General features: G+C 43.4%; 20 protein-coding genes. 9 read left to right on the top strand and 11 right to left on the bottom strand.

Features of this window, described 5'->3' with window-relative positions:
- Positions 1-3: 3 nt before the first annotated feature.
- Positions 4-828: a DUF4249 domain-containing protein gene (locus FK004_RS17885; RefSeq protein ID WP_108738493.1), complete on the top strand. Its 825-nt coding sequence runs from the start codon at positions 4-6 to the stop codon at positions 826-828.
- Positions 829-929: 101 nt separating this feature from the next.
- Positions 930-1433, top strand: a complete 504-nt coding sequence (locus FK004_RS17880) for a DUF2911 domain-containing protein (protein WP_108738492.1) — start codon at positions 930-932, stop codon at positions 1431-1433.
- A gap of 89 nt (positions 1434-1522) precedes the next feature.
- Here the strand turns inward: FK004_RS17880 and FK004_RS17875 are convergent, their stop codons facing one another.
- The 5 genes from FK004_RS17875 to FK004_RS17855 form a co-directional block, all read right to left on the bottom strand.
- Positions 1523-2341 carry an HAD family hydrolase gene (locus FK004_RS17875; protein WP_108738491.1) on the bottom strand — a complete coding sequence of 273 codons (819 nt, stop codon included), beginning with the start codon at positions 2339-2341 and terminating at the stop codon, positions 1523-1525.
- A gap of 100 nt (positions 2342-2441) precedes the next feature.
- Entirely contained in the window at positions 2442-2756 is a 315-nt protein-coding gene (locus tag FK004_RS17870; protein WP_108738899.1) for a response regulator, read from the bottom strand.
- Positions 2757-2808: 52 nt separating this feature from the next.
- Positions 2809-3339 carry a YceI family protein gene (locus FK004_RS17865; RefSeq protein WP_108738490.1) on the bottom strand — a complete coding sequence of 177 codons (531 nt, stop codon included), beginning with the start codon at positions 3337-3339 and terminating at the stop codon, positions 2809-2811.
- Positions 3340-3382: 43 nt separating this feature from the next.
- Complete coding sequence (locus tag FK004_RS17860; RefSeq protein ID WP_227871728.1) at positions 3383-4102, bottom strand: pirin family protein; 720 nt, start codon at positions 4100-4102, stop codon at positions 3383-3385.
- 335 nt (positions 4103-4437) lie between these two features.
- On the bottom strand, positions 4438-5019 hold the full coding sequence (locus FK004_RS17855) for a Crp/Fnr family transcriptional regulator (protein WP_108738488.1): 582 nt from the start codon (positions 5017-5019) through the stop codon (positions 4438-4440).
- 131 nt (positions 5020-5150) lie between these two features.
- Here FK004_RS17855 and FK004_RS17850 point away from each other — a divergent pair, with 131 nt between their 5' ends.
- The 5 genes from FK004_RS17850 (at position 5151) to trxA (ending at position 8187) form a co-directional block, all read left to right on the top strand.
- Positions 5151-5699: a hypothetical protein gene (locus FK004_RS17850; protein ID WP_108738487.1), complete on the top strand. Its 549-nt coding sequence runs from the start codon at positions 5151-5153 to the stop codon at positions 5697-5699.
- A gap of 426 nt (positions 5700-6125) precedes the next feature.
- Positions 6126-6293 carry a hypothetical protein gene (locus tag FK004_RS19290; RefSeq protein WP_157956151.1) on the top strand — a complete coding sequence of 56 codons (168 nt, stop codon included), beginning with the start codon at positions 6126-6128 and terminating at the stop codon, positions 6291-6293.
- A 217-nt stretch (positions 6294-6510) separates the two neighbouring features.
- On the top strand, positions 6511-7083 hold the full coding sequence (locus tag FK004_RS17845; protein WP_108738898.1) for a YciE/YciF ferroxidase family protein: 573 nt from the start codon (positions 6511-6513) through the stop codon (positions 7081-7083).
- Positions 7084-7192: 109 nt separating this feature from the next.
- A complete protein-coding gene (locus tag FK004_RS17840; RefSeq protein WP_108738486.1) occupies positions 7193-7849 on the top strand; it encodes a DUF6766 family protein in 657 nt (218 codons plus the stop codon).
- Between the two features lie 41 nt (positions 7850-7890).
- Positions 7891-8187, top strand: coding sequence for a thioredoxin (trxA, locus tag FK004_RS17835; RefSeq protein ID WP_108738485.1), 297 nt, complete (start codon positions 7891-7893; stop codon positions 8185-8187).
- A 19-nt stretch (positions 8188-8206) separates the two neighbouring features.
- Here the strand turns inward: trxA and FK004_RS17830 are convergent, their stop codons facing one another.
- The gene (locus FK004_RS17830; protein WP_108738484.1) at positions 8207-8590 is read right to left on the bottom strand and encodes a DUF3037 domain-containing protein; all 384 of its coding nucleotides are present in this window, start codon (positions 8588-8590) and stop codon (positions 8207-8209) included.
- The gene (locus FK004_RS17825; protein ID WP_108738483.1) at positions 8568-9362 is read right to left on the bottom strand and encodes a HipA family kinase; all 795 of its coding nucleotides are present in this window, start codon (positions 9360-9362) and stop codon (positions 8568-8570) included. The genes FK004_RS17830 and FK004_RS17825 overlap by 23 nt, the downstream gene beginning before the upstream one ends.
- Before the next feature lie 200 nt (positions 9363-9562).
- Here FK004_RS17825 and FK004_RS17820 point away from each other — a divergent pair, with 200 nt between their 5' ends.
- On the top strand, positions 9563-11092 hold the full coding sequence (locus FK004_RS17820) for a SulP family inorganic anion transporter (RefSeq protein ID WP_108738482.1): 1530 nt from the start codon (positions 9563-9565) through the stop codon (positions 11090-11092).
- A gap of 462 nt (positions 11093-11554) precedes the next feature.
- On the top strand, positions 11555-12109 hold the full coding sequence (locus tag FK004_RS17815) for a helix-turn-helix domain-containing protein (RefSeq protein ID WP_108738481.1): 555 nt from the start codon (positions 11555-11557) through the stop codon (positions 12107-12109).
- Positions 12110-12313: 204 nt separating this feature from the next.
- Here the strand turns inward: FK004_RS17815 and FK004_RS17810 are convergent, their stop codons facing one another.
- The 4 genes from FK004_RS17810 to FK004_RS17795 are packed head-to-tail and all read right to left on the bottom strand — an operon-like array spanning position 12314 to position 24984.
- Positions 12314-14068 (bottom strand): OmpA family protein, encoded by a 1755-nt coding sequence (locus tag FK004_RS17810; protein ID WP_108738480.1) that lies wholly within the window; start codon positions 14066-14068, stop codon positions 12314-12316.
- Positions 14069-14095: 27 nt separating this feature from the next.
- Positions 14096-15124: a PorP/SprF family type IX secretion system membrane protein gene (locus tag FK004_RS17805; protein WP_227871634.1), complete on the bottom strand. Its 1029-nt coding sequence runs from the start codon at positions 15122-15124 to the stop codon at positions 14096-14098.
- Between the two features lie 54 nt (positions 15125-15178).
- Entirely contained in the window at positions 15179-18979 is a 3801-nt protein-coding gene (locus tag FK004_RS17800) for a T9SS type B sorting domain-containing protein (RefSeq protein ID WP_262497755.1), read from the bottom strand.
- Positions 18970-24984 (bottom strand): DUF11 domain-containing protein, encoded by a 6015-nt coding sequence (locus FK004_RS17795; RefSeq protein ID WP_170108569.1) that lies wholly within the window; start codon positions 24982-24984, stop codon positions 18970-18972. Before FK004_RS17795 ends, FK004_RS17800 begins: the two co-directional genes overlap by 10 nt.
- Between the last annotated feature and the right edge of the window lie 163 nt (positions 24985-25147).

Genomic DNA, 25147 nt, shown 5'->3' with positions numbered 1-25147 from the left:
CCCATGAAAAAAATATATTCCCTCGTGCTCTTGGTTTTGATTTTTAGCCTTACCGGATGTGAAGATGTGGTGGATATCGATTTAGATACCGCACCGCCACGATTAGTTGTCGAAGCTTCTATCGACTGGCAGAAAGGAACTACCGGGCAGCAACAAAAAATCCGGCTGACTACTACTGCAGGATATTATGAAACTACTGTGCCTCCCGTTTCAGGAGCAATAGTGACGATAACGAATAGTACCAATACCGTTTTTAATTTTACCGAAACACCGGGTACCGGCGACTATGTGTGTACTACTTTTGTCCCGGTCATCGACGAGGCGTATACACTTACAATAACTGTCGACGGGCAAACTTATAAAGCACAGGAAACCCTCAAAGCAGTACCTGAAATTACGAGTGTGCAGCAGGAAACTACCGGCGGATTTGGTTCGGAAGACGTCATTGAGGTTAAATATTACTACCAGGATGATGGGGCAGTCAACAATTATTACTTAGACAGTTTTAAGGCAGATTTTTCCGCTTTCCCGGAATATAGTGTGACTTCGGATGAATTTTTCCAGGGGAATCAGATGTTTGGGCTTTTTAGCAATGAGGATACCAAACCGGGAACTCAGGTTGCCATCCGGTTATTTGGCATTTCAGAACGGTATTACAATTATATGCAGGTTTTATTGAGTATTTCCGGTGGCAATGGAGGTGGGCCGTTTCAGACACCTCCGGCGAGTGTTCGGGGGAACCTGGTCAATCAGACCGACAGTAAAAATTATGCCTTGGGGTATTTCAGGCTTTCGGAAATGGAACAAAGAATGTATACCGTACAATAATCGGTAGGGCAGTAGTGCTACAAAATTGCTTTAAAAGTTATTTTGTAATTGCGGATATCCTTATATTTACGGTATTGATAAATTTAAATAACCATAGAATTATGAGAATCCAAAAAAAAATCAGCATGCTTCTGATTGCTTTTGTAATGACCGCTTTTGCGAATGCACAACAAAAAGAAAGCCCGGCAACTACTGCTACAGGAACTGTTAACGGAGCAAAAATTACAGTATCTTACGGAAGCCCTTCTGTAAAAGGAAGAGCCATTTGGGGTGAATTAGTTCCTTATGGACAAGTGTGGAGAGTAGGCGCAAATGAGGCCACTACATTTGAAACCAGCAAAGATATTATGGTAGAGGGTAAAAAACTGGCAGCAGGGAAATACTCTTTTTTCGCAATTCCTGAAAAAGGAGAGTGGACCATTATCTTCAACACTGATGCCAAACAATGGGGCGCTTATAAATATGATGCCAAAAAAGATGCACTTCGCGTTAAAGTAAAAGCTAAAAAATCGGCTGCCTTCACAGAGAAAATGACCTTTAAGGTTACAGCAAACGCTGTAGTATTGAACTGGGAAAACCTGGAAGTACCGGTAGCTTTGAAATAGTCTAAGGCCATCAAATACCTATAATGAAAAAGCGCTACAGGAAAACTGTAGCGCTTTTTGTTGTTATATGCGTATTGTAAAGTTTTATTCTAGGAATTGGCCACGGCTTTTCTTTCCACCAGGTTTTCGAGTACTTCCAGCACCCCGTCTTTATCATTGGATTTGGCTGTAAAACGTGCCATGGCAATGATATCCGGATGCCCATTTTCCATACCATAACTGTAGTAGGCCTGTTGCATCATTTCGGTATCGTTGAGGTAGTCACCAAATACCATAGTTTCATCAATGCTGATTCCAAATTTCTCTTGCAGCAACCGGAGTGCATTTCCTTTGTTTGCCAGTTTATGGGAGATATCCAGCCATATTGGCCCTGAAACCTTTACGGCTACACTCTCATGAAAATCTTTAAAAAAGAGATAGCTATTGCTTTCGGAACCGGCAAGGTCACAAAGGGTAATTTTCAGGAAGTCATCATCGGGAAGTTCCGTAAAGTCTTCTATAATTTCAAATTTGCGGTAATGCTTTTCAAGCTGCCCGACAAATTTAGGATCGTAAGTATCGATGTAAGCCATCTTTTTACCACAAAGGATAATAAAGGTATCCGGGATTTGTTTTGCCTGTGCAATTGCGGCTTTTACTACATTTCGGTCCAGTGCCTGTACCAACAGTTCTTCGCCTTTGTACATAACATAACTACCATTTTCAGCTACAAAAATCATTTCCTCCTGAATGGGCTTGAACACCGTTTCCAGGCTGAAAAGCTGGCGGCCACTGGCAGCAGCAAATAAAATGTTTTGGGATTTCATTTTTTCGAATATCGGAAAAAAGGTCTCGCTTAATTCTCCTTTCGAGTTGAGTAACGTGCCATCCATATCGGTGGCAACCAGTTTGATATTGGATAAATTCATCTGGCTAATTTAAGCAATCCGCCGGAAATCCCTAAACTTTAAAAACTAAATTATTGGTAAAAACCAAAAGCAATAGAGGATTTTACCGGATCAGTAGGTTTTATTTTTTACCCGGTTCTCCCAATGCTGTCCGGATCTCGCCCGCCAAAAGACCACTCCCACCACCATAGTGCTGCACAATTACAATCGTGGGCTTGTGGTTCGTAAAAAAGGTGCGAAGTGCGCTTTCTGCCAATTCGCTAATCCCACACCCCAAGAGGACGAGATCAAAATCGTATTCGCAGAACAGCTGTTGTGCCTGCTCACTTCCCGAAGCACCGATTCCAAATTGCCCCGGCATTGCATTGAGCAACCGAACTACGATTTCCAGAATTTCAGGATGGTTTCCGATGTATAATATATTTCTTTTTTTCATGGCAGTATCAAAATAAAACCCCACGATACTATATCGTGGGGTTTGGTATTCTTTATTGTTTTACGAACTGAAGTTCAATGTTCAGCCGAACTTCTTCACTTACTAAAACACCACCGGTTTCCAAAGCAGCATTCCAGTTTAATCCCCAGTCTTTACGATTGATCTTTCCGGTGATTGTAAATCCGGCTTTTGTATTTCCCCATGGATCTTTTGCCAGCCCACCGAATTCTACCGCCAGTGTTACTGGTTTTTCGGCACCGTGTAATCCCAGTGTTCCGGTTAATTCATAATCGCCTTCACTGATCTTTTTAAAAGTATCGCCTGTGAATGTGATGGTAGGATATTGTGCCGCGTCAAAGAAATCAGGGCTTAATAAATGAGTGTCACGATCGGCATTTCCAGTGGTCACGGAATCAATAGCACCTGAAAAAGATATTTTCGCATTTTCGAAATTGTCGCCTTCTGTTTCGATAGCAGCTTCGAATTGTTGAAATTTCCCGGACACATTAGTGAACATCATGTGTTTTACTTTAAAGCCTATTTCGGAGTGTGTTGGGTCTACTGCCCATTTTGTTGTTGCCATTTTGATATAAATTTAAGTGTATAATTATTTTTTATTGTTTGTATTATAAAACCATAGGTACTTCCATCAACAGGATTTCGGCATCCTGTGAGTTGGCCTGGATGGTGATGGAATCCGTGTCCCAGATACCCAGGCCATCACGTTCGTTCAATGCTACAGTACCAATGGTAAAATCACCTTTGATGATGAAGGCATAGATCCCGTTTCCTGGTTTTTTAAGGTTGTATGTCGTTGTAAAACCGGTATCGAAAGTCCCTAAATGGAACCAGGCATCCTGATGGATCCATACTCCTGCATCATCAGGATTGGGTGAAATAACCTGTTGTAAAGCATTGTGGCGTTCGCCCTCGTTAAGAGTGATCTGGTCGTAACGTGGGGTTACATTCTTTTTATTAGGATACACCCATATTTGCAGGAATTTTGTGGGCTCATCTTTATTGAGGTTGTACTCGCTATGAAAGATACCGGTACCGGCGCTCATTATCTGGATGTCTCCTTTTTTAATCACCGCTACATTATTCATGCTGTCCATGTGTTTCAGGTCACCTTCCAATGGGATGGAGATAATTTCCATATTGTCATGTGGGTGTTTTCCAAAACCCATTCCGCCATCGACACGGTCGTCATTTAAAACGCGCAATACGCCAAAGTTCATCCGGTCCGGGTTATGGTAATTGGCAAAACTAAAAGTATGATGTGAATCCAGCCAGCCATGATTGGCATGACCACGAGTTGCTGCTTTGTGTAAGATTGTATTTTCCATGATTTTTGAAGTTGTATTAGGTAAATGATTATAGCCAACGGGCGCTAAAGGTGTTAATGTTTTTTCGTTTTGTAATGTATTGCCGATCGCAGTTGAGGTTACGAACATTCCTGTTCCCATAATCCCTTTTCTGATAAAATCTTTTCGGTTCATTGTATTACTTTATTTATAGTACAAATTTCGGGTCTTTGGAATCGCTGTGCATTGAACCAGGACAAGAAATCAAATGAGTAGCGGTGCTATTTCGTACTAATTATAAGGCAAAGTTGGGGCTTCCCGGATTCAAAAACATTGAACCAGGACAAGAAAAACAATTGTAGTGTGAGTAGCTTATTTTAGTGTTTGGCGAGTTTAGCCCTTATTTTGCTGAGGAACTCTGCAGAAATACCCAAATAGGAAGCAATATAATGCTGGGCGACACGCTGTGGTATTGTAGGATACAGTTCCAGAAAGTCTAAGTATTTTTCGGTAGCGCTTTTGGCAATGGTACAAAAAAGGCGGTTTTGGGTAACCGAGAGGTTGCGTTGCATCAGGATGCGGAAGGCGCGTTCGAACCGCGGTGCTCTATCGAAGAGCTCTTCCTTGGATTCCGGAGAGAATACCAATAGCACACAGTCTTCGAGCGTTTCAATAAATACCTGACTGGGTTTGTCTTCATAAATGCTAAAGGAGATATCGCTAATCCATGCATTTTCGACTGCAAACTGCAGGATGACTTCCACACCATTAGTATCGATATAATATTTGCGAAGGCAGCCTTTGACCACAAACGCTTCAAAATCACAGCTTTCACCGGCACGCAGCAAAATGCTTTTTTTAGGCACTTCCCGGTATTCCAATAGGCTGTCAAAAATAGCGAGTTCTGTATCGGAAAAGGTAACATAGCGGCTGATACCAGTGTTGATTTGTGTGTACAATAGGAATGTATTTAAATGAAGGTTTGAAAGTAACAAAATAAAAGTAAAATACGGTAACAGTGTTCGTTTTTTATGGAGAATCACAATTTATCATCGGATTTTGATTGCTGAAAAAGTGCTAAATTTGCGCTATGGAACGAAAAACCTATCACCGGCACAACTTTTTCAAACATACCTTTTGCATTTTTACCGAAGTGCCAAAAGATGTGCTTGCCGATCGTGTACCGGATCATAAAAGCAGTTCAGGGAGCAGTTATTATTTTTCCCCGTCGGGTGTGTACCGCCTTTCCAATCATTGGGGTAGGGCTGCCAATTGCCGCTGGCGCCTTGAAACGGCTGACAGGAAACAGTCCGGTACCCGATTGGGCTATGCGGCATGGAATGATTTTTATGCGAATAACGACCAGGAAGCATTTTATTATATCGGAGTTGATTATGAAACCAAAACGGTTCAGTTCTACCATAAAGATGCACCCGATTATGATGGGATTGCAATTTTGAGAAATGCTGCCGAAACAGCCCGCCACATTCGGGACATCCGAAATCTTTTTGAGAATGAAAGCTGGGCGAAATATATGGATTATGACGATATCGAGACGCTGCGTACTGCAATAATTACTACGTTGGTCACCACGAAAAAATCATTGCAGCAAATTAAAGCCGCCTATGTAAACCCGTGAAACGATTTGGATGCGTAAATGTATTCCTACAGGTGTGTTTTAAGTTTCTATAGGCGTGTTTTGATCTTCTATAGGTGTGGATTTAATTTCTATAGGCGTGTTTTGATCTTCTATAGGTGTGGATTTAATTTCTATAGGCGTGTTTTGATCTTCTATAGGTGTGGATTTAATTTCTATAGGCGTGGTTTAATCTTCTATAGGTGTGGATTTAATTTCTATAGGCGTGTTTTGATCTTCTATAGGTGTGGATTCAATTTCTATAGGCGTGTTTGAACCTGCTATACGTGTGTAATTAATTGATACAGGTTTGCTTTAAGTTGCTATAGGTTCGGGAGTTATTGCTATAGCTGTCAAAAGCACATTTACAGATGGGCCTGTTTATAAATAAGAAGGATTAGTGTTGTTATCACTACAAAAAATACGATTATGAGTAGTAAAAGAGATTTAAGCAAGAAGTTATATTCAAAAATTGTCAACCAGAAAAAGGCGCGGGACAAAGAGGCACAACAAGAGCGTAAAGCAGCCCTGAAGGCTATTATGAAAAAACACAAGACACAACAGGAAGGCAAAGCCGGGGATACACCCGAAATTTAATCTGCCTATTTTTTAGTAATCGGAAAACAGATTGTGTCATAAAATGATAGGATAAAGGAATGTACTTTTTACAGCCCTTTATCCTATGCTTGTTTTTGGTCGGGATGTGTCGGTAGCAATTATATAAAAACTTTAAAAAATTGTATAAGACGGTATATCGATAATGGGTGTTACTTTATATAGTCATTTTTTGACATTAACCCCAAAATATAATGCTATGAAAAATTCAGATGTAAAAACAGAAAAAGACGGAAGAAAGGCCAGAACTGTGAAAGCGAAACCTACAGCAGCTGAGGGCCTGCGTGAGTTATTTGTAGATGAGTTAAAAGACATTTTATGGGCCGAGCGGGCTTTGGTAAAAGCCTTGCCGAAAATGGCTAAGAATGCTACAGCTCCAAATCTGGTTGCTGCTATCGAAGACCACACCAAAGTTACGGAAGGGCAGATAGAGCGCCTGGAACGTGTTTTTGAAATTTTGGGAGAAACGGCACGTGGTAAAAAGTGTGATGCTATGGATGGCTTGTTAAAAGAAGGCGAAAGTATTATGGAGGAAACAGAACCGGGACCTGTTCGTGATGCCGGAATTATTTCAGCTTCCCAAAAAATTGAGCACTATGAGATTGCATCTTATGGGACCTTGTGTGCCTTTGCGAAAACGTTAGGAGAAGACGAAGTTGCTTCTTTATTAGCCGAAACATTGGCGGAAGAAAAAGAAGCTGATGTGACCCTTACGGAGTCCGCTTACAATACGATTAATTTTGATGCGGCTGAAGAAGATAACGCCAAATAAAATTAAGGATACCCTATAAAGAATTGCCCGAATAACATGGTTTATTTGGGCTTCTTTTATAGTAGTGATTTCTCAACGATTCTTAACGCAGTACCATAACGGAACAAACATGAAAAAATTCATTAAAAACAATAGTCTTTCCCTGATGTTCATCCTGCTATTTTTAATGGCTATTGTGGGCCAGGTTATTTTTGGTTTTAAGGAATACAATTCGGAACGGCTGGAGGAAGGGGCAACTGCAATTACGATAGGGCATTATTTCACTTCGGGGCATTTTATCCAATCGACTTTTGAAAACTGGGAAAGCGAATTTTTACAAATGGCAATTTTTGTGATCCTGACGATATTTCTACAGCAAAAAGGATCTTCAGAATCCAAAGATTTTGACAAGGAGGAAGCGGTAGACCGTGAGCCCGACCCGAATCGGAAGGATGCACCTTGGCCGGTAAGGGCAGGAGGGTGGTTATTGGCCGGATATAAACATTCCCTTACTATTGCCTTGTTGCTTTTGTTTTTAGTATCTTTCGTACTCCACTTTTACGGAAGCCTGAAAGATGAAAATGAACAGCTATTCTACCAGCATAAACCGATGGAGACCGCTTTACAATACCTGGGGAATTCCAGATTTTGGTTTGAATCCTTCCAAAACTGGCAGAGTGAATTCCTTTCCGTTTTTGCAATTATCATATTGTCGGTATTCCTGAGGCAGCAAGGTTCCTCACAATCCAAGCCTGTTGATGCCCCGAATGCAGAAACGGGAGATTAATATTGAAATACTACTATAAATCCTTTAAAAAAGAAAATAAGATGAGTGATTTTTCAACCCTTATTCAGTCCGATAAGCCGGTGCTGATTGATTTTTTTGCCACCTGGTGCGGGCCCTGCAAAATGTTGGCTCCCATACTGAAAGAAGTAAAAGACGAATTGGGCGACAGTGTATCCATATTAAAAATAGATGTGGATAAAAACCAGCCACTGGCCATTCAGTACCAGGTCAAAAGCGTACCGACGATGCTGTTATTCCGAAATGGGAAGCAATTGTGGCGGCAGTCGGGTGTATTGTCCAAAGAGGAAATTATTAGAATTATCCGGGAAAAGCAATAAGATTGCCTTCCCGGAATTATTAGGCTACCAAATCGGCAAAGAGCCGTTGTACTGTGGCTTCGAGATTGTCGGATAGTCCCGGATGCGGGCGGGAGGTCTGGATTACGGAACTCCGTACAGCAGTGAGCCACCGGAAGCGGGACGGAATATCCATCTGTGCTATGGGGCCGCCATCCTTAGTGCCATGGCCTATCTTTTGGAAGGATTCGAGGTTGAGCACCAATTGCTCATAATCGAATTCCGGCGCGAGTGCCTGTAATCGTTTTTCATCCAGCGCATAAAGCACCTGTATGAATTTTGATTTTTTACAGAATACGATAATGCCGACATTCAGGAATTCTTCACGCTCCACCCTGGGCAGTACGCGGATTACAGCGTATTCATATAAGTGTTTGTCTTGCATTTTGAGCTTCTTTTATAAAAATTTCCGAATGGGCTAAGCGAGTGATTAAAAATTGGGAATAGACTTCCCGTAAGGCTTCCGGTGATTCCTCAGTATCTTCCCACTGCAGCCAGTCTTCGGGGATCAATGCGGTGATCTGCCTGATTTTTTCCGGCGTCAACAGGGCTTTGTATTCCTGATTGACCGTTTCCAGTTCCGAGGCCTGGGGAAGCAATACATGGTCTTTAATCAGTGCAAATGGACTTTTGGCATGTTGCTCCCAATTGATCCATGAATGGTGAAAATATAGGGCTGCGCCATGATCAATAAGCCATAGTTCTTTGTGCCAGATGAGCATATTGGTATTCCGGAAGGTTCGATCGACATTGGTAATAAAAGCATCGAGCCATACAATTTGTGACGCCAGTTTGGGTTCCGTTTGTGTGACTACCGGGTCAAAGGTAAGGGCACCCGATAGGAAATGTAGTGCGAGGTTCATACCCTGGCTGCCCTGCAATAGATCCTGGATTTCTTCATCGGCTTCAGTTCTTCCAAAGGCTTCGTCCAGGTTGGCAAATACCAGTTCCGGCAGTTGCAAACCCAGCTCACGTGCGACTTCACCACCGATGAGTTCCGCAATGAGTGCTTTGACACCGTGGCCGGCGCCTTTGAATTTGAGTACATATTTAAAATCATCATCCGCTTCTGCCAATGCCGGTAATGATCCGCCCTCCCTGAGAGGACTGATGTACCGGGTGACATTCACGGTTCTGAGATGGGGTTGGTTCTCCATAGTGCTACTTGTTTTAGTCCCATGTCCATAAATGGAATGCGGAACTACAAAGCTACTTTTATTATTTTAATTTGAAATATCAAAAGTGAAAGCTGTAAAAAAATCTATTCGGCAGAAAATTAAAGACCACAATAAGCTTTGTAAATACAATCAAAAACAATAATTGACGATCGGCATTAATTTTTTACTTTTGCGGCACTATGAAAACAGCGCTCCCTTTTTTTGATTTTTCCCAGAAAATAAACTACAGTAATGAAATCTTAGCCGGACTTACAGTGGCTATGACCATGATTCCGGAGTCGCTTTCTTTTGCGATTTTAGCAGGTTTCTCACCCCTAACAGGCTTGTATGCTGCTTTTATCATGGGATTGGTTACTGCTATATTGGGAGGCCGGCCGGGACTGATTTCGGGAGGGGCAGGAGCAACGGTAGTGGTACTGATCGCGCTGATGCAATCGCATGGTATTGAATATGTTTTTGCGGCTGTAGTCATGGCTGGAATTATCCAGATCGCAGTTGGTATTTTTAAGTTGGGTAAATTCATCCGCTTAGTGCCACGGCCCGTTATGTTTGGATTTGTGAATGGGCTTGCAATCATTATTTTTATGGCACAGTTAGAACAGTTTAAAACGGTTACCAATGGCACGTCTACCTGGATTAGCGGATCTGTATTTTGGGTTATGGCAGGTCTGGTAGCCCTTACAATAGCGATAGTGTTCCTTTTTCCTAAAGTGACCAAGAAAGTACCGGCTTCGCTCGTGGCCATAATTGTTGTGGCTGTGGTGGTATTGGTTTTTGGTATCGAAACTAAAACAGTAGCCGATATCGCTTCTATCAGTGGCGGATTTCCGCCCTTTCATATTCCCGCCATTCCCCTGACCCTGGAAACGTTAAAAATAATATTGCCTTATGGTTTGATTATGGCTGCTGTAGGATTAACGGAAGGCTTACTGACCTTAAACCTTGTCGATGAAATTACCGGCACTAAGGGAAAACCGAATCGGGAATGCATTGCACAGGGTACGGCTAATATTGCCAATGGTTTTTTCTTTGGTATGGGCGGTTGCCCGATGATTGCCCAAACACTGGTGAACCTTTCTGCTGGCTCACGTGCCCGTTTATCCGGAATTATTGCTGCACTAACCATATTGCTGATCATACTCTATGGTGCCCCGGTGATTGGCAGGCTGCCAATGGCTGCTTTGGTCGGTGTGATGATCATGGTGGCTATCAGTACCTTTGAATGGGCAAGTTTTAAAGTCATCAACAAAATGCCGAAGTCGGATATCATAGTCGGGATATTAGTGGCTGCAATTACTGTGGTGCTGCATAATCTCGCCCTGGCCGTCTTGGCAGGCGTAATCCTCTCAGCTTTGGTATTTGCCTGGGAAAGTGCCAAAAGAATCCATGCAGCGGTACACACAGATCCTAAGGGTATAAAATATTATGAGATCCATGGCCCTTTATTTTTTGGTGCTACTGCAAATTTTATGGAATTGTTCCATCCTGCAGAAGATCCCGGGACGATCATTATTGATTTTCGGGATAGCCGCATTGCAGATATGTCGGCCATAGAGGCGCTGAACAATCTGACACAAAAATACCACACATTAGGGAAAACAGTACACCTCCAGCACCTGAGTCCTGATTGCCGCCAATTGTTGAAGAATGCAGCAGCCATTATTGAAGTCAATGTCACCGAAGACCCGATATATACCGTAGCGGAATAAAAGCAGAAAAGAATTACACTCGGGAAGCCTCCATTTTTTTATTCGAAATAAACCTCCATTTTTGTACCATAATCTGCCGCAGCATTCTGTGAGTCCCTTATTTTGATAGTGTAAGGAATGTACCTATGTATATTCAAGATATCCTGATCTGTTGAATACAGTTGCCGGTAATTGCCGGACTGGTATTGTTGTTAATTTTTACAGTTTCAATAAATTGATAATGAATGCTTTATTTGGCTGGTATTTTAAAAATAATTGTATTTGTAGGGACAATTAATTTTAAATTTTGTAGGTTGTACACCCTTTTTTTTATAAATTAGTAGTAGGCCATTTTTTCTTTTTTCTAAAATATCGTAATCCTATTCTGGTATTTTGGGAGTAGTAAATTGATGTTGTGGTTCGGAATTTTTTCTTGTTTGTAATATTACAGCCCCAAATAATTCACTACTAAACGCCAGTATTATGAGAATAGAAACTGTAAAATTTGAAATTGATGCAACAGCATGCCATCATATTGCCGATCCTGTACAGAGTCCCTACAAAAAGGTTTTGGTGGTTCCTATTATTACAACCCCGGATGCAGCTATTTATAGTAAAGCGAAAATTGAAAAAGCGCAACAGCGGTATGCGATTATCAAACCACTACTCGGAGACAGGGGAAATTTGTCAGCTATCAAAAAAATAGCTTTAAAAAGGGGAATCAGTATCGCAACGTTATACCGTTGGTTAAAAATATATGATACTTATGGCACGGCAATAGCCCTGTTAGGCAAAGTAAGAACGGGAGGCAAAGGCACAAGCCGGTTAACTCCGGAGCAGGACAGCGTGATTGATGCTGTTATCAGCAAGATAGTCCCTCAGGATACAAAGATCATTATAAAGAAAATTATAGAACGTATCCAATCGGAATTTGCCATCCAAAATATTACCCCACCACATCCTAATACTATTCGAAACCGTATCAATGCATTTTACAAGAACAGACTTCAGGAATCTCAGAAAATTATTGGAACTTAAGGTACTGTTATCAAAAGGGCAAAATAATACTGTTAATAGAACATAATTATAGAAGTTCCCCGGTTCAGCCGGGGATTTTTTTTGCAGTTGCTCAAGTTGATTTTTGCAGCTAACTTCTATCGAAGCAATCCTGTAGAGTTGCTTCGTAGGATTTTGTTAAGTTTGGGGGCAGTTCAATTTGCATATTCCTTTTTTATGGTTTTCTTATCGGGCAATAATCAGTACTTCAGTCCTCCGGTTTTCCTGATGCTCTGCTTCGAAACATTGTACACCATTGCGGCAATGATTAACCAGATTGGTTTCACCATAACCTTTGCCTGCCATCCTGCTTTTTGCAATTCCTTTTCGTTCCAGGTAAGCCATAGCTGATTGGGCTCGTTTTCGGGACAACTCCATGTTGTAGGCTTCTGTTCCTCTGGAGTCGGTGTAGGATGAAATTGTGATCCTGACTTTAGGATATTGTTTCAGTAGGGCAGCGAGATCATCCAATACTGCTGAAGCATCCGGACGTATGCTAGCTTTATCAAAATCATAATAAATAATAAATTTTTCGCCTTCTTTAGGAAGTGTTGTACCTGATGAAGATCCATTATCATCTGGTTGCTTATCGGTTATTAAAGGCACAGTGATTATTTTTTCCGGACTTGTTTTCGGAGTTACAATACTACAACTGTAGATATCATCATTGCCCATACCGCCTTTTCTATTGGAAGCAAAATAACCATTAGTTGCATCGAGCATCGTTAAATAAAAATCATCTGCTGGTGAGTTTACCGGGCTTTTTAAGTTTTGGGGGCTGGACCATTGATTTTTTTGTCCCATTGTACTGAAAATATCAAATCCTCCCATCCCCGGATGCCCTTTGCTGGCAAAATACAATATGTCGTTTTCACCTACCGTAGGAAATGCGTCATCTTCACTGGTATTAATAGCATTGCCACAGTTTATAGGAGTTCCCCAGCTGCCGTCGCTATTTTTCTCGCAGTACCAAAGATCGGTTTTTCCACTTCCACCCGGCATATCACTGCTAAAATAGAGTGTATTCCCATCTTTGCTGATTGCGGCATGGCCGACAGAGTAGGATCCCGGATTATTATAGGCAAAAGCAACGGGTTGCTGCCACTTGCCATCTGTAAAAGTACTGCTATAGATTTCCAGTCTCCGGGCACCGTAATAATTATAATTTGGTGCTTTGACATGTGCTATTTTGTCCGGATTGGTCACTGTAAAATAAGCCATAGTATAGTCGGAAGAGAAGGTTATAGGGCCTACATGGTATTTGAAATCATTGAACTCTTTTGAGAATTGCGCAATGGCATTGGCATCCGAATTTGGGTTAAACTGGTAGAGTTTGATAAAAGAGCGGCCGGTCCAGCCATATTTTGCTTTTTTATTGATTTCTTTTCCAAATAAAGAGGCGCGAAGGGAATCGGAAGTAAAGATGATACTTTTATCTTTATAGGCTGTTGCGCCCCATTCCGATGCTGCTGTATTGACTTTGCTGAGGTTTGCAACGCTACCGGAAGTAGGGCGGTTCAGCCATACCATAGCCGAATCACAACCCATAATCCGGGTAGTGATATCTTTGGATTCCTTTTGCCTGTACTGCAGATATACTTCTTTTGCTTTCGTATAATTGCCCTGGTTTTTTAGGACATCACCATAAAAAAGGAAAGAATCGGCACTCGCATCATTTTTCTGGGTAATGACCTGATACCATTCTGATGCTTTGTCATAGTTATTCATTTCTTTATGACTGTATGCAAGCTTTTCCAAAGTTGCCGTTTTGACATTTTTTTTACGGGCCAGTTTTTCATAGACCAGTGCTGCCTGCTTGTATTGATACCTGTCGAAATATTCATTGGCTACTTTAAGTTCCGGTTTACGGTCCTGGGCAGTTGCACTTAGGTTGCTTACCACCAATAATAGTGCTACGTAGTATTTTAGAAATCGATACATATTACTCTTGTTTAGGTTAAACCGCTATTAAAAATAACGCGGACTGATGATGCGTTCCGCTCTTTTTTTGTTGAATAATAAAAAACCAATTGAAATTTCATGAGAACCTTTCTGGTAATTATCCAATTTGCTCGTCGTAAAGTCATAGGCATATCCTACCCGAAGGCGTTCCGTGATGAAGAATTCCGCCATAACACTGGCAGCATCGTTTTGTTCCAGGCCTTTCTGAAGGTTATCTTTATTCCACAATTTTACTCCGGATCGGTAGGATCCTCCAATCCATACGCGTTCACCCAGTAAAAAGAAAGCATTCAAGTCAACATTTGTAGGGCCTTTGAAATCCTCTTTTATCATGATCGATGGTTTCAGTTTTATGTCTTCTGATAAAGTGACCATAAATCCTGCCGTTAGGTAATAATGTGGAACTTTACGGGTGACCAGGCAATCATAATTGTTTTTTCCAACAAAGATATCATCATAGATGTTGCTTGGAAAAAGATCGAGGATGGAGAACCCAACATAAAATGAAGGATTGTAATAATAGGCTCCAAAATTCGCATTGGGTTTTGTAGTGCTGACCTTTCCTGCAGGAAGATTGGGATCACCGGCATCTGTAGGAGACAACCGATCCCCATTAATGGAATATTGATTCACACCTACACCGAGTCCTAATGCCAGTCGGCTGTCATCTTCCTCATTCAGACGTATCCGGTAAGCATAGGAGGCATAAAAAGATAGGATATCCTGTGGACCGACCCGATCCCAGGTAAACTGTGCTCCCAGTCCTACGGTTTTATTTCCCAGTATATTCGCCAATCCATCGACTGTTAATGTACCTGTTTCCGGTGCTCCCGGAAAGCTGACCCATTGTTTACGATAGGTAGAATTGATAAAAATATCTTCTTTGTATCCTGCATATGCGGGATTCACGCTGAGACCATTAAAGACATACTGGCTAAATTGTATATCTTGCTGCGCAATAGCCGTGAGGCCTGAAGTTGTTACCCATACTAATAGTAAACATAACTTTAATTGCATTACACTATCCTTTGTCATAATATATGATTTTTTATAAGAGCCCCGAGAACTTCGGGGCTCGAAATTTTTCTGTTATTTCATTACTTCGATCCAACCGTTATAGTCTTTATTCCCTTCAGCTGTTTTGAGTTTAAAGATGTAGTAGTATGTACCTCCGCTTAACCCGTCTCCACTAAAACTATTGTCATAGCTGTCAGAGCGGTACACCTGATTCCCCCATCGGTTATAAATCATCAGGACAGAACCCGGATAATTTTCTAAGCCTGTAATAACGAACGTGTCGTTTTTACCATCTCCATCCGGTGTTATCACGTTCGGAATGAAAATGCCTGGAGCAGTTGGTGGAATCGGATCCGTAGTACAGGTCGTGCATGGCCCTGGTGCCGGATCCGGCGTGGTACTGGTTGTCGTAACGGAATTGCTCAATGGGCCTTTGAAATCAGCCGGAGTCTGTACGGTCACTTCATAAATGGCGACCAGACCATCTGCTAAATTCGCTAACGTTTCATTAAGGTTACCGGTACCCGAAGTATTCGGATAGGTCACTCCTGGAGAAGGGATCGCAGTCCAGCTGCTGATCGTTGTTCCTGCAGGTGCGTTGTCTACAATAGTTACCGCTGTGGCGTCACTTGGTCCATCGTTGGTTACTGTAATACGGTACACCACTGCCTGACCTGGTACAAATGAAACCTGAGTCATGTCGTTAAGCGTTTTCACTGTAGTGAGGTGCGCTCTTGGAGTTGGCGGAATTGGATTCGTATTACAGGTCGTACAAGGTTCCGGAGTTGGATCCGGAGTTGGAGAAGTCGCAATTACCGAGTTACTCAATGTTCCTGTAAAATCAGCAGGTGTCAGGACATTGACTTCATAGATTGCGGCCAGACCATTCCCTAATACTGCGAGGGTTTCATTTAAGTTACCCGTTCCGTTGGCATTAGGGTAGGTTACACCGGTAGAAGGGATTGCAGTCCAGCTGCTGATCGTCGTTCCGGCTGGTGCGATATCTACAATGTTTACTGCTGTAGCGGCATCAGGTCCCTGATTCGTCACTGTAATACGGTAGGTCACCACTTCACCTGGTACAAAGGATGTCTGTGCCGGATCACTCAGGGTTTTCACTGTATTAAGGTGTGCCTGAGCAATCATTGGTGAAATAGGATCTGTAGTACAAGTGGCACATGGTACAGGATTATCATCTGGCGTAATCATACTGATACTTACTGTATTACTCAGTGTTCCTGTAAAGTTAGCCGGAGTCTGTACGGTTACCTCATAGGTAGCGGTCAGTCCATTACCTAATGTCACCAGTGTTTCATTTAAGTTACCGGTTCCGTTGGCATTAGGATAAGTTACACCCGTTGCAGGGATTGCTGTCCAGCTGCTGATGGTTGTACCGGTTGGTGCATTATCGATAATAGTTACACCCGCTGCATCACTTGGTCCATTATTGGTTACTGTGATACGGTATACTACAGCCTGACCTGGAACAAACGAAGTTTGCGTAGGATCACTCAGTGTTTTCACCGCATTCAGGTGTGCCTGTGCATTTGGTGGTAGCGGATTGGTAGTACAAGTGGTACAAGGTCCCGGAGTTGGATCCGGGGTTGTACTGGTTGCAGTTACCGAGTTACTTAATGTTCCGGTATAATTAGCTGGAGTCTGAACGGTTACTTCATACGTAGCTGTCAGTCCGTTGGCTAATGTTACCAGTGTTTCATTTAAGTTACCGGTTCCATTCGCATTTGGATAAGTTACACCCGTTGCAGGGATTGCCATCCAGTTGCTGATGGTTGTACCAGCAGGAGCATTATCTACAATGTTTACTGCTGTGGCATCACTTGGTCCATTATTGGTTACTGTAATACGGTATACTACAGCCTGTCCTGGAACAAACGAAGTTTGCGTAGGATCACTCAGTATTTTCATCGTATTCAGGTGTGCCATCTCTGCTGCTGGCAGTGGATCGGTAGTACAGGTGGTACAAGGTCCCGGAGTTGGGTCCGGTGTTGTAGTGGTTGCAGTTACGGAGTTACTTAATATTCCGGTATAGTCAGCCGGAGTCTGTACAGTCACTTCATAGGTAGCTGTCAGTCCGTTGGCTAATGTCCCCAGTGTTTCATTTAAGTTACCGGTTCCATTCGCATTTGGATAAGTTACACCCGTTGCAGGGATTGCCATCCAGTTGTTGATGGTTGTACCAGCAGGAGCATTATCTACAATGTTTACTGCTGTAGCATCACTTGGCCCATTATTGGTTACTGTGATACGGTATACTACAGCCTGTCCTGGAACAAACGAAGTTTGCGTAGGGTCACTCAGTGTTTTTACCGTATTCAGGTGTGCCATCTCTGCTGCTGGCAGTGGATCGGTAGTACAGGTGGTACAAGGTCCCGGAGTTGGGTCCGGTGTTGTAGTGGTTGCAGTTACGGAGTTACTTAATATTCCGGTATAGTCAGCCGGAGTCTGTACAGTCACTTCATAGGTAGCTGTCAGTCCGTTGGCTAATGTCCCCAGTGTTTCATTTAAGTTACCGGTTCCATTCGCATTTGGATAAGTTACACCCGTTGCAGGGATTGCCATCCAGTTGTTGATGGTTGTACCAGCAGGAGCATTATCTACAATGTTTACTGCTGTAGCATCACTTGGCCCATTATTGGTTACTGTGATACGGTATACTACAGCCTGTCCTGGAACAAACGAAGTTTGCGTAGGATCACTCAGTGTTTTCACCGTATTCAGGTGTGCCATCTCTGCTGCTGGCAGCGGGTCGGTAGTACAGGTGGTACAAGGTCCCGGAGTTGGGTCCGGTGTTGTACTGGTTGCAGTTACGGAGTTACTTAATGTTCCGGTAAAGTTAGCCGGAGTCTGAACGGTTACTTCATAGGTAGCTGTCAGTCCGTTGGCTAATGTCACCAGTGTTTCATTTAAGTTACCGGTTCCATTCGCATTTGGATAAGTTACACCCGTTGCAGGGATTGCTGTCCAGCTGCTGATGGTTGTACCGGTTGGTGCATTATCGATAATAGTTACACCCGCTGCATCACTTGGTCCATTATTGGTTACTGTGATACGGTATACTACAGCCTGACCTGGAACAAACGAAGTTTGCGTAGGATCACTCAGTGTTTTCACCGCATTCAGGTGTGCCTGTGCATTTGGTGGTAGCGGATTGGTAGTACAAGTGGTACAAGGTCCCGGAGTTGGATCCGGTGTTGTACTGGTTGCAGTTACCGAGTTACTTAATGTTCCGGTATAATTAGCTGGAGTCTGAACGGTTACTTCATACGTAGCTGTCAGTCCGTTGGCTAATGTTACCAGTGTTTCATTTAAGTTACCGGTTCCATTCGCATTTGGATAAGTTACACCCGTTGCAGGGATTGCCATCCAGTTGCTGATGGTTGTACCAGCAGGAGCATTATCTACAATGTTTACTGCTGTGGCATCACTTGGTCCATTATTGGTTACTGTAATACGGTATACTACAGCCTGTCCTGGAACAAACGAAGTTTGCGTAGGATCACTCAGTGTTTTTACCGTATTCAGGTGTGCCATCTCTGCTGCTGGCAGCGGATCGGTAGTACAGGTGGTACAAGGTCCCGGAGTTGGATCCGGCGTTGTACTGGTTGCTACAGCACTATTACTTAATGTTCCTGTGTAATCCGAAGGCGTTTGTACAGTAACATCGTAAATAGCCGTTGTACCAGGGGCAAGCAGGGCAATGGTTTCATTTAAGTTACCAGTTCCCGTTGCATTTGGATATGTCACTCCATTAGACACTTCAGTAGTCCAGCTGCTGATGGTTGTACCAGCCGGTGCATTATCCACAATATTTACGGCTACAGCATCACTTGGTCCACTGTTCGTTACGTTAATACGATAGACAACCGCCTGACCCGGTGATCTTTCAGCACTTTCAATACATTGAGGTGTGCCTGTGCATTTGGAGGCAATGGATCAGTGTTACAAGTGGCACAAGGTCCCGGAGTTGGATCCGGCGTTGTACTGGTGGCCACCACACTGTTACTTAATGTTCCGGTATAGTCAGCAGGTGTCTGAACCGTCACTTCATAGATGGCTGTTTGTCCATTAGCTAATAGCGTTATTGTTTCATTTAAGTTTCCAGCACCGCTATTGTCTGGATAAGCGACTCCAGGAGAAGGGACAGTCATCCAACCGGTGATCGTAGTTCCCACCGGAGCATTATCCACAATGTTTACTGCTGTGGCATCACTAGGCCCGTTATTGGTTACTGCGATACGATACACCACTGCCTGACCTGGAACAAACGAAGTTTGTGTAGGATCATTCAGGGTTTTCACTGTGTTGAGGTGTGCCTGAGGTGTTGGTGTAACCGGATCACTGGAACAGGTTGTACATGGCCCCGGAGTTGGATCCGGAGTCATACTTCCTGCGTTGGCAGTATTCACCAGACTGGCCGTAAAATTCGAAGGCGTCTGTATGGTGATGTCATATATTGCAGTTAGTCCATTCGCCAGGGTTGCTATTGTCTCATTAAGACTACCACTACCTGTAGTATTAGGGTAAGTAACACCTGGAGAAGATACTGCTGTCCAACTTGTGATTGTGGTATTGGCAGGAGGAGTATCCTGTACATTAACACCTATAGCATCACTCGGACCATCATTGGTTACAGAAATGCGATAGATCACTGCTTCACCTGGTACAAATGTGGTTTGTGTAGGGTCTTTAATGACTTTTACAACCGTTAAATGTGCTCTCGGATCTGCTGTTGGAGTGGCGGTAGCACTGTCATTATCCGGAGCCGGATCATTTTCGTTTCCGGTAATGGATGCTGTATTGGCATAAGGCCCATTTTCATTTACCGTTGCGGTAATGGGTAATGTAGCGGTTGCCGCATTAGTCATGGTACCGATGTTCCATAAACCTGTTGCGGGATCATAATTTCCGATTGACGGTATGGCACTTACATAGGTATATCCGGCAGGTAACAAATCTGTTACTATGATTCCGGTACCGTCACTCGGGCCATTGTTTGTCGCTACTAATGTAAAGACAACGTTGCTACCCACAGCTGGATTCGGTTGATCTACCGTTTTAGTAATCGATCTGTCCGTTGTAGGTACAGCTGTTGGAGTCACTGTTGAACTGTCATTATCCGGAGTAGGATCATTTTCAGCTCCGGTAATAGAAGCAGTATTGGCATACGGCCCGGTGGCATTTACTGTTGTTGTAATAGTAAGTGTCGCACTATCTTCATTGGCAAGCATCCCAATAGTCCATAATCCACTTCCAGGATCATAAGTCATGCCTGTTGACGGCGTTGCACTCACATAGGTATATCCAGCCGGAAGTAAATCGGTTACTGTAATTCCGGTACCATCACTTGGTCCGTTATTAGTAGCCACTAACGTGAATACTACAGTATTTCCTACTGCAGGATTCGCATTGCTTACTGTTTTCACAATAGCGCGGTCAGAAGTTGGTACCGCCGTTGGTGTTGATGTCGAACTATCATTACCCGGTGTTGGATCATTTTCAGTTCCGGTAATAGATGCTGTGTTGGCATAAGGGCCAGTAGCATTTACCGTTGCAGTAATGGTCAGGGTGGAAGTAGTCGCACCGGTTAATGTACCGATGGTCCATAATCCACTCGTAGGGTCATAGGCAGTTCCTATAGGAGCTACACTGCTTACATAAGTATATCCAGCCGGAAGTAAATCTGTAACTGTAACTCCGGTACCATCGCTTGGGCCGTTATTAGTGGCAGCCAGGCTAAATGTTACGGTACTACCTACTGCAGGATTCGGGTTATCTACTGTTTTGACAATAGCACGATCAGAAGTTGGTACCGCTATTGGGGTTGATGAAGAACTGTCATTGCCCGGAGTCGGATCATTTTCGTTTCCGGTAATAGATGCAGTATTGGCATAAGAGCCGGTTGCATTTACCGTAGCTGTAATGGTCAGTGTGGAAGTTGCAGCATTTGCTAAAGTTCCAATGTTCCATATCCCTGTAGTGAAATCATAGGTGGTACCCGTTGGTGCAACAGCACTCACATAAGTATATCCAGATGGCAATAAGTCATTCACTACAATTCCGGTACTGTCGCTTGGCCCGTTGTTGGTTGCTACAAGCGTAAACACTACGTTACTACCTACTGCAGGATTTTCATTATCTACTGTTTTGACAATAGAACGGTCTGTGGTTGGTACAGCTGTTGGTGTAGCTGTCGAGCTGTCATTACCTGGTGTTGGATCATTTTCAGTTCCGGTGATAGAAGCTGTGTTGGCATAAGGGCCAGTGGCATTTACTGTTGCGGTAATGGTCAAAGTTGATGTGGTACCGTTTGCTAAAGTGCCTACTGTCCACAATCCCGTGGCCGGATCATAGGTAGTACCTGTTGGTGCCATATTGCTTACATACGTGTAACCTGCTGGAAGCAAATCGGCAACTGTAATTCCAGTACTGTCACTTGGCCCATTATTAGTTGCAGCCAGGCTAAATGTTACCGTACTTCCTACCGCAGGATTTTCATTATCTACTGTTTTCACAATAGAACGGTCAGAAGTTGGTACCGCCGTTGGTGTGGAAGTCGAACTATCATTACCCGGTGTTGGATCATTTTCAGTTCCGGTAATAGATGCTGTGTTGGCATAAGGGCCAGTAGCATTTACCGTTGCAGTAATGGTCAGGGTGGAAGTAGTCGCACCGGCTAATGTACCGATGGTCCATAATCCACTCGTTGGATCATAATTAGTTCCTATAGGAGCTACACTGCTTACATAAGTATATCCAGCTGGAAGTAAATCTGTAACTGTAACTCCGGTACCATCGCTTGGGCCGTTATTAGTTGCAGCCAGGCTAAATGTTACGGTACTACCTACTGCAGGATTCGGGTTATCTACTGTTTTGACAATAGCACGATCAGAAGTTGGTACCGCGGTTGGCGTTGATGAAGAACTGTCATTGCCCGGAGTTGGATCATTTTCGTTTCCGGTAATGGATGCAGTATTGGCATAAGAGCCGGTTGCATTTACCGTAGCTGTAATGGTCAGTGTGGAAATTGCAGCATTTGCTAAAGTTCCAATGTTCCATATCCCTGTAGTGAAATCATAGGTGGTACCCGTTGGTGCAACAGCACTCACATAAGTATATCCAGATGGCAATAAGTCATTCACTACAATTCCGGTACTGTCGCTTGGGCCGTTGTTGGTCGCTGCAAGGCTGAATACAACTGTGCTACCTACTGCAGGATTTTCATTATCTACTGTTTTGACAATAGAACGGTCAGAAGTTGGTACCGCCGTTGGTGTAGCTGTCGAACTATCATTATCCGGAGTTGGATCATTTTCAGTTCCGGTGATAGAAGCTGTGTTGGCATAAGGGCCAGTGGCATTTACAGTTGCGGTAATGGTCAGGGTTGACGTGGTCGCACCGGCTAATGTACCGATGGTCCATAATCCACTCGTTGGATCATAATTAGTTCCTATAGGTGCTACGCTACTTACATAGGTATATCCAGCCGGAAGTAAATCCGTCACTATAACTCCGGTACCATCACTTGGTCCATTGTTAGTTGCAGCCAGGCTAAATGTTACCGTACTTCCTACTGCAGGATTTGAATTATCTACCGTTTTGACAATAGAACGGTCAGAAGTTGGTACTGCCGTTGGTGTTGATGTCGAACTGTCATTACCCGGTGTTGGATCATTTTCAGTTCCGGTAATAGATGCTGTGTTGGCATACGGGCCAGTAGCATTTACCGTTGCAGTAATGGTCAGGGTGGAAGTAGTCGCACCGGTTAATGTACCGATGGTCCATAATCCACTCGTTGGATCATAATTAGTTCCTATAGGAGCTACACTGCTTACATAAGTATATCCAGCCGGTAGTAAATCTGTAACTGTAACTCCGGTACCATCGCTTGGGCCGTTATTAGTGGCAGCAAGGCTAAATGTTACGGTACTACCTACTGCAGGATTCGGGTTATCTACCGTTTTGACAATAGCACGATCAGAAGTCGGTACCGCTATTGGGGTTGATGAAGAACTGTCATTGCCCGGAGTCGGATCATTTTCGTTTCCGGTAATGGATGCAGTATTGGCATAAGAGCCGGTTGCATTTACCGTAGCTGTAATGGTCAGTGTGGAAGTTGCAGCATTTGCTAAAGTTCCAATGTTCCATATCCCTGTAGTGAAATCATAGGTGGTACCCGTTGGTGCAACAGCACTCACATAAGTATATCCAGATGGCAATAAGTCATTCACTACAATTCCGGTACTGTCGCTTGGCCCGTTGTTGGTCGCTGCAAGGCTGAATACAACTGTGCTACCTACTGCAGGATTTTCATTATCTACTGTTTTGACAATAGAACGGTCAGAAGTTGGTACCGCCGTTGGTGTAGCTGTCGAACTGTCATTACCTGGTGTTGGATCATTTTCAGTTCCGGTGATAGAAGCTGTGTTGGCATAAGGGCCAGTGGCATTTACCGTTGCTGTAATGGTCAGGGTTGACGTGGTTGTACCGGCTAATGTACCAATGTTCCACAATCCTGTGGCCGGATCATAGGTAGTTCCTATAGGTGCTACGCTACTTACATAGGTATATCCAGCCGGAAGTAAATCGGTTACTGTAATTCCGGTACCATCACTTGGTCCATTGTTAGTTGCAGCCAGACTAAATGTTACCGTACTTCCTACCGCAGGATTTGAATTATCTACTGTTTTGACAATAGAACGGTCAGAAGTTGGTACTGCCGTTGGTGTTGATGTCGAACTGTCATTACCCGGTGTAGGGTCATTTTCGTTTCCGGTAATGGTAGCCGTATTAGCATAAGAGCCAGTTGCATTTACAGTGGCTGTGATAGTCAGTGTAGCAGTAGTACCACTGGCTAACGTACCAATAGTCCATAGTCCGCTTGCGGAATTATAGGTTGTCCCAACAGGAGCTACGCTATTTACATATGTATATCCAGCAGGCAACCAGTCCATTACGGTGACACCGGTTCCATCACTTGGTCCGTTATTAGTTGCAGCAAGGCTGAATGTTACGGTACTTCCAACTGCCGGGTTTTCATTGTCAACTGTTTTAACCAATGAACGGTCTGAAGTAGCTATCGGCACAGGAGTTACAGTTGAACTGTTATTTTCTGGCGTTGGATCATTTTCAGTTCCATTTATAGTAGCCGTGTTGGCGTAAGGCCCTGTTGGATTTACAGAAGCTGTGATGGTCAGTGTAGCGCTGGTAGCATTTGAAAGTGTACCAATAGTCCATATTCCGGTTGCGGGAACATAAGCTGTTCCTGCCGCTGGAGTTGAGGTAATGTAAGTATAACCTGCCGGAAGAAGGTCCGTTACACTAATGCCAGTACCATCACTAGGACCTGCATTGGCCGCTACTAATGTAAACACAACGGTGTTACCTACACTTGGCATTGCATTATCAACTGTTTTAGTAATCGCTAAGTTGGTTTCTTTGCTGATGATCGTAGTTACAGAACTGCTGTTATTGGCCAGGTTGTAATCGGTAACGGCAGCAGATGAAGTCACGGTAGCATTGTTACTTACGGTCGTTGCACTTGGAGAAGGGCTTACGGTACCGGTGATGTTAATCGTGATATAATTTGCTGGTCCGGCTGCAATATCTCCAGTTAACTGGATGGTATTGGTCGTTCCGGCAGCAGTTCCATTTATAGCAGCTGCCCCGGTAGCGGTAGCGGTCCAGTTTACATTCTGTACGTCAGAAGGAATTAGATCCTGTATGGTTAGCCCCTGAACATCAAGCGGGCCACCATTACTTACTTTAATAGTATAGGTTATAGGAGCACCTGCTGTAGCTGTCTGGGAACCGGTTTTTTGGATGATCAGGTCGGTAGACTGGTTAATGGATGTAGTCACAGAACTTTGCATTACATCGTCTGAAGTTACTGTCACTGTATTCGTAAACGTACTTAAAGCATTGGAACTTACGATACCATGTACTATTATAGTGAGTGCTGTAGCAGGATTACCATCAGCCGGGATATTTCCGGAAGTAGTAACAGTATTAGTCGTTCCTGAC

Origin of the sequence: Flavobacterium kingsejongi, assembly GCF_003076475.1 — a bacterium.
GTDB classification, from domain to species: domain Bacteria; phylum Bacteroidota; class Bacteroidia; order Flavobacteriales; family Flavobacteriaceae; genus Flavobacterium; species Flavobacterium kingsejongi.
This window is presented reverse-complemented; position numbering and strand designations above follow the sequence as displayed.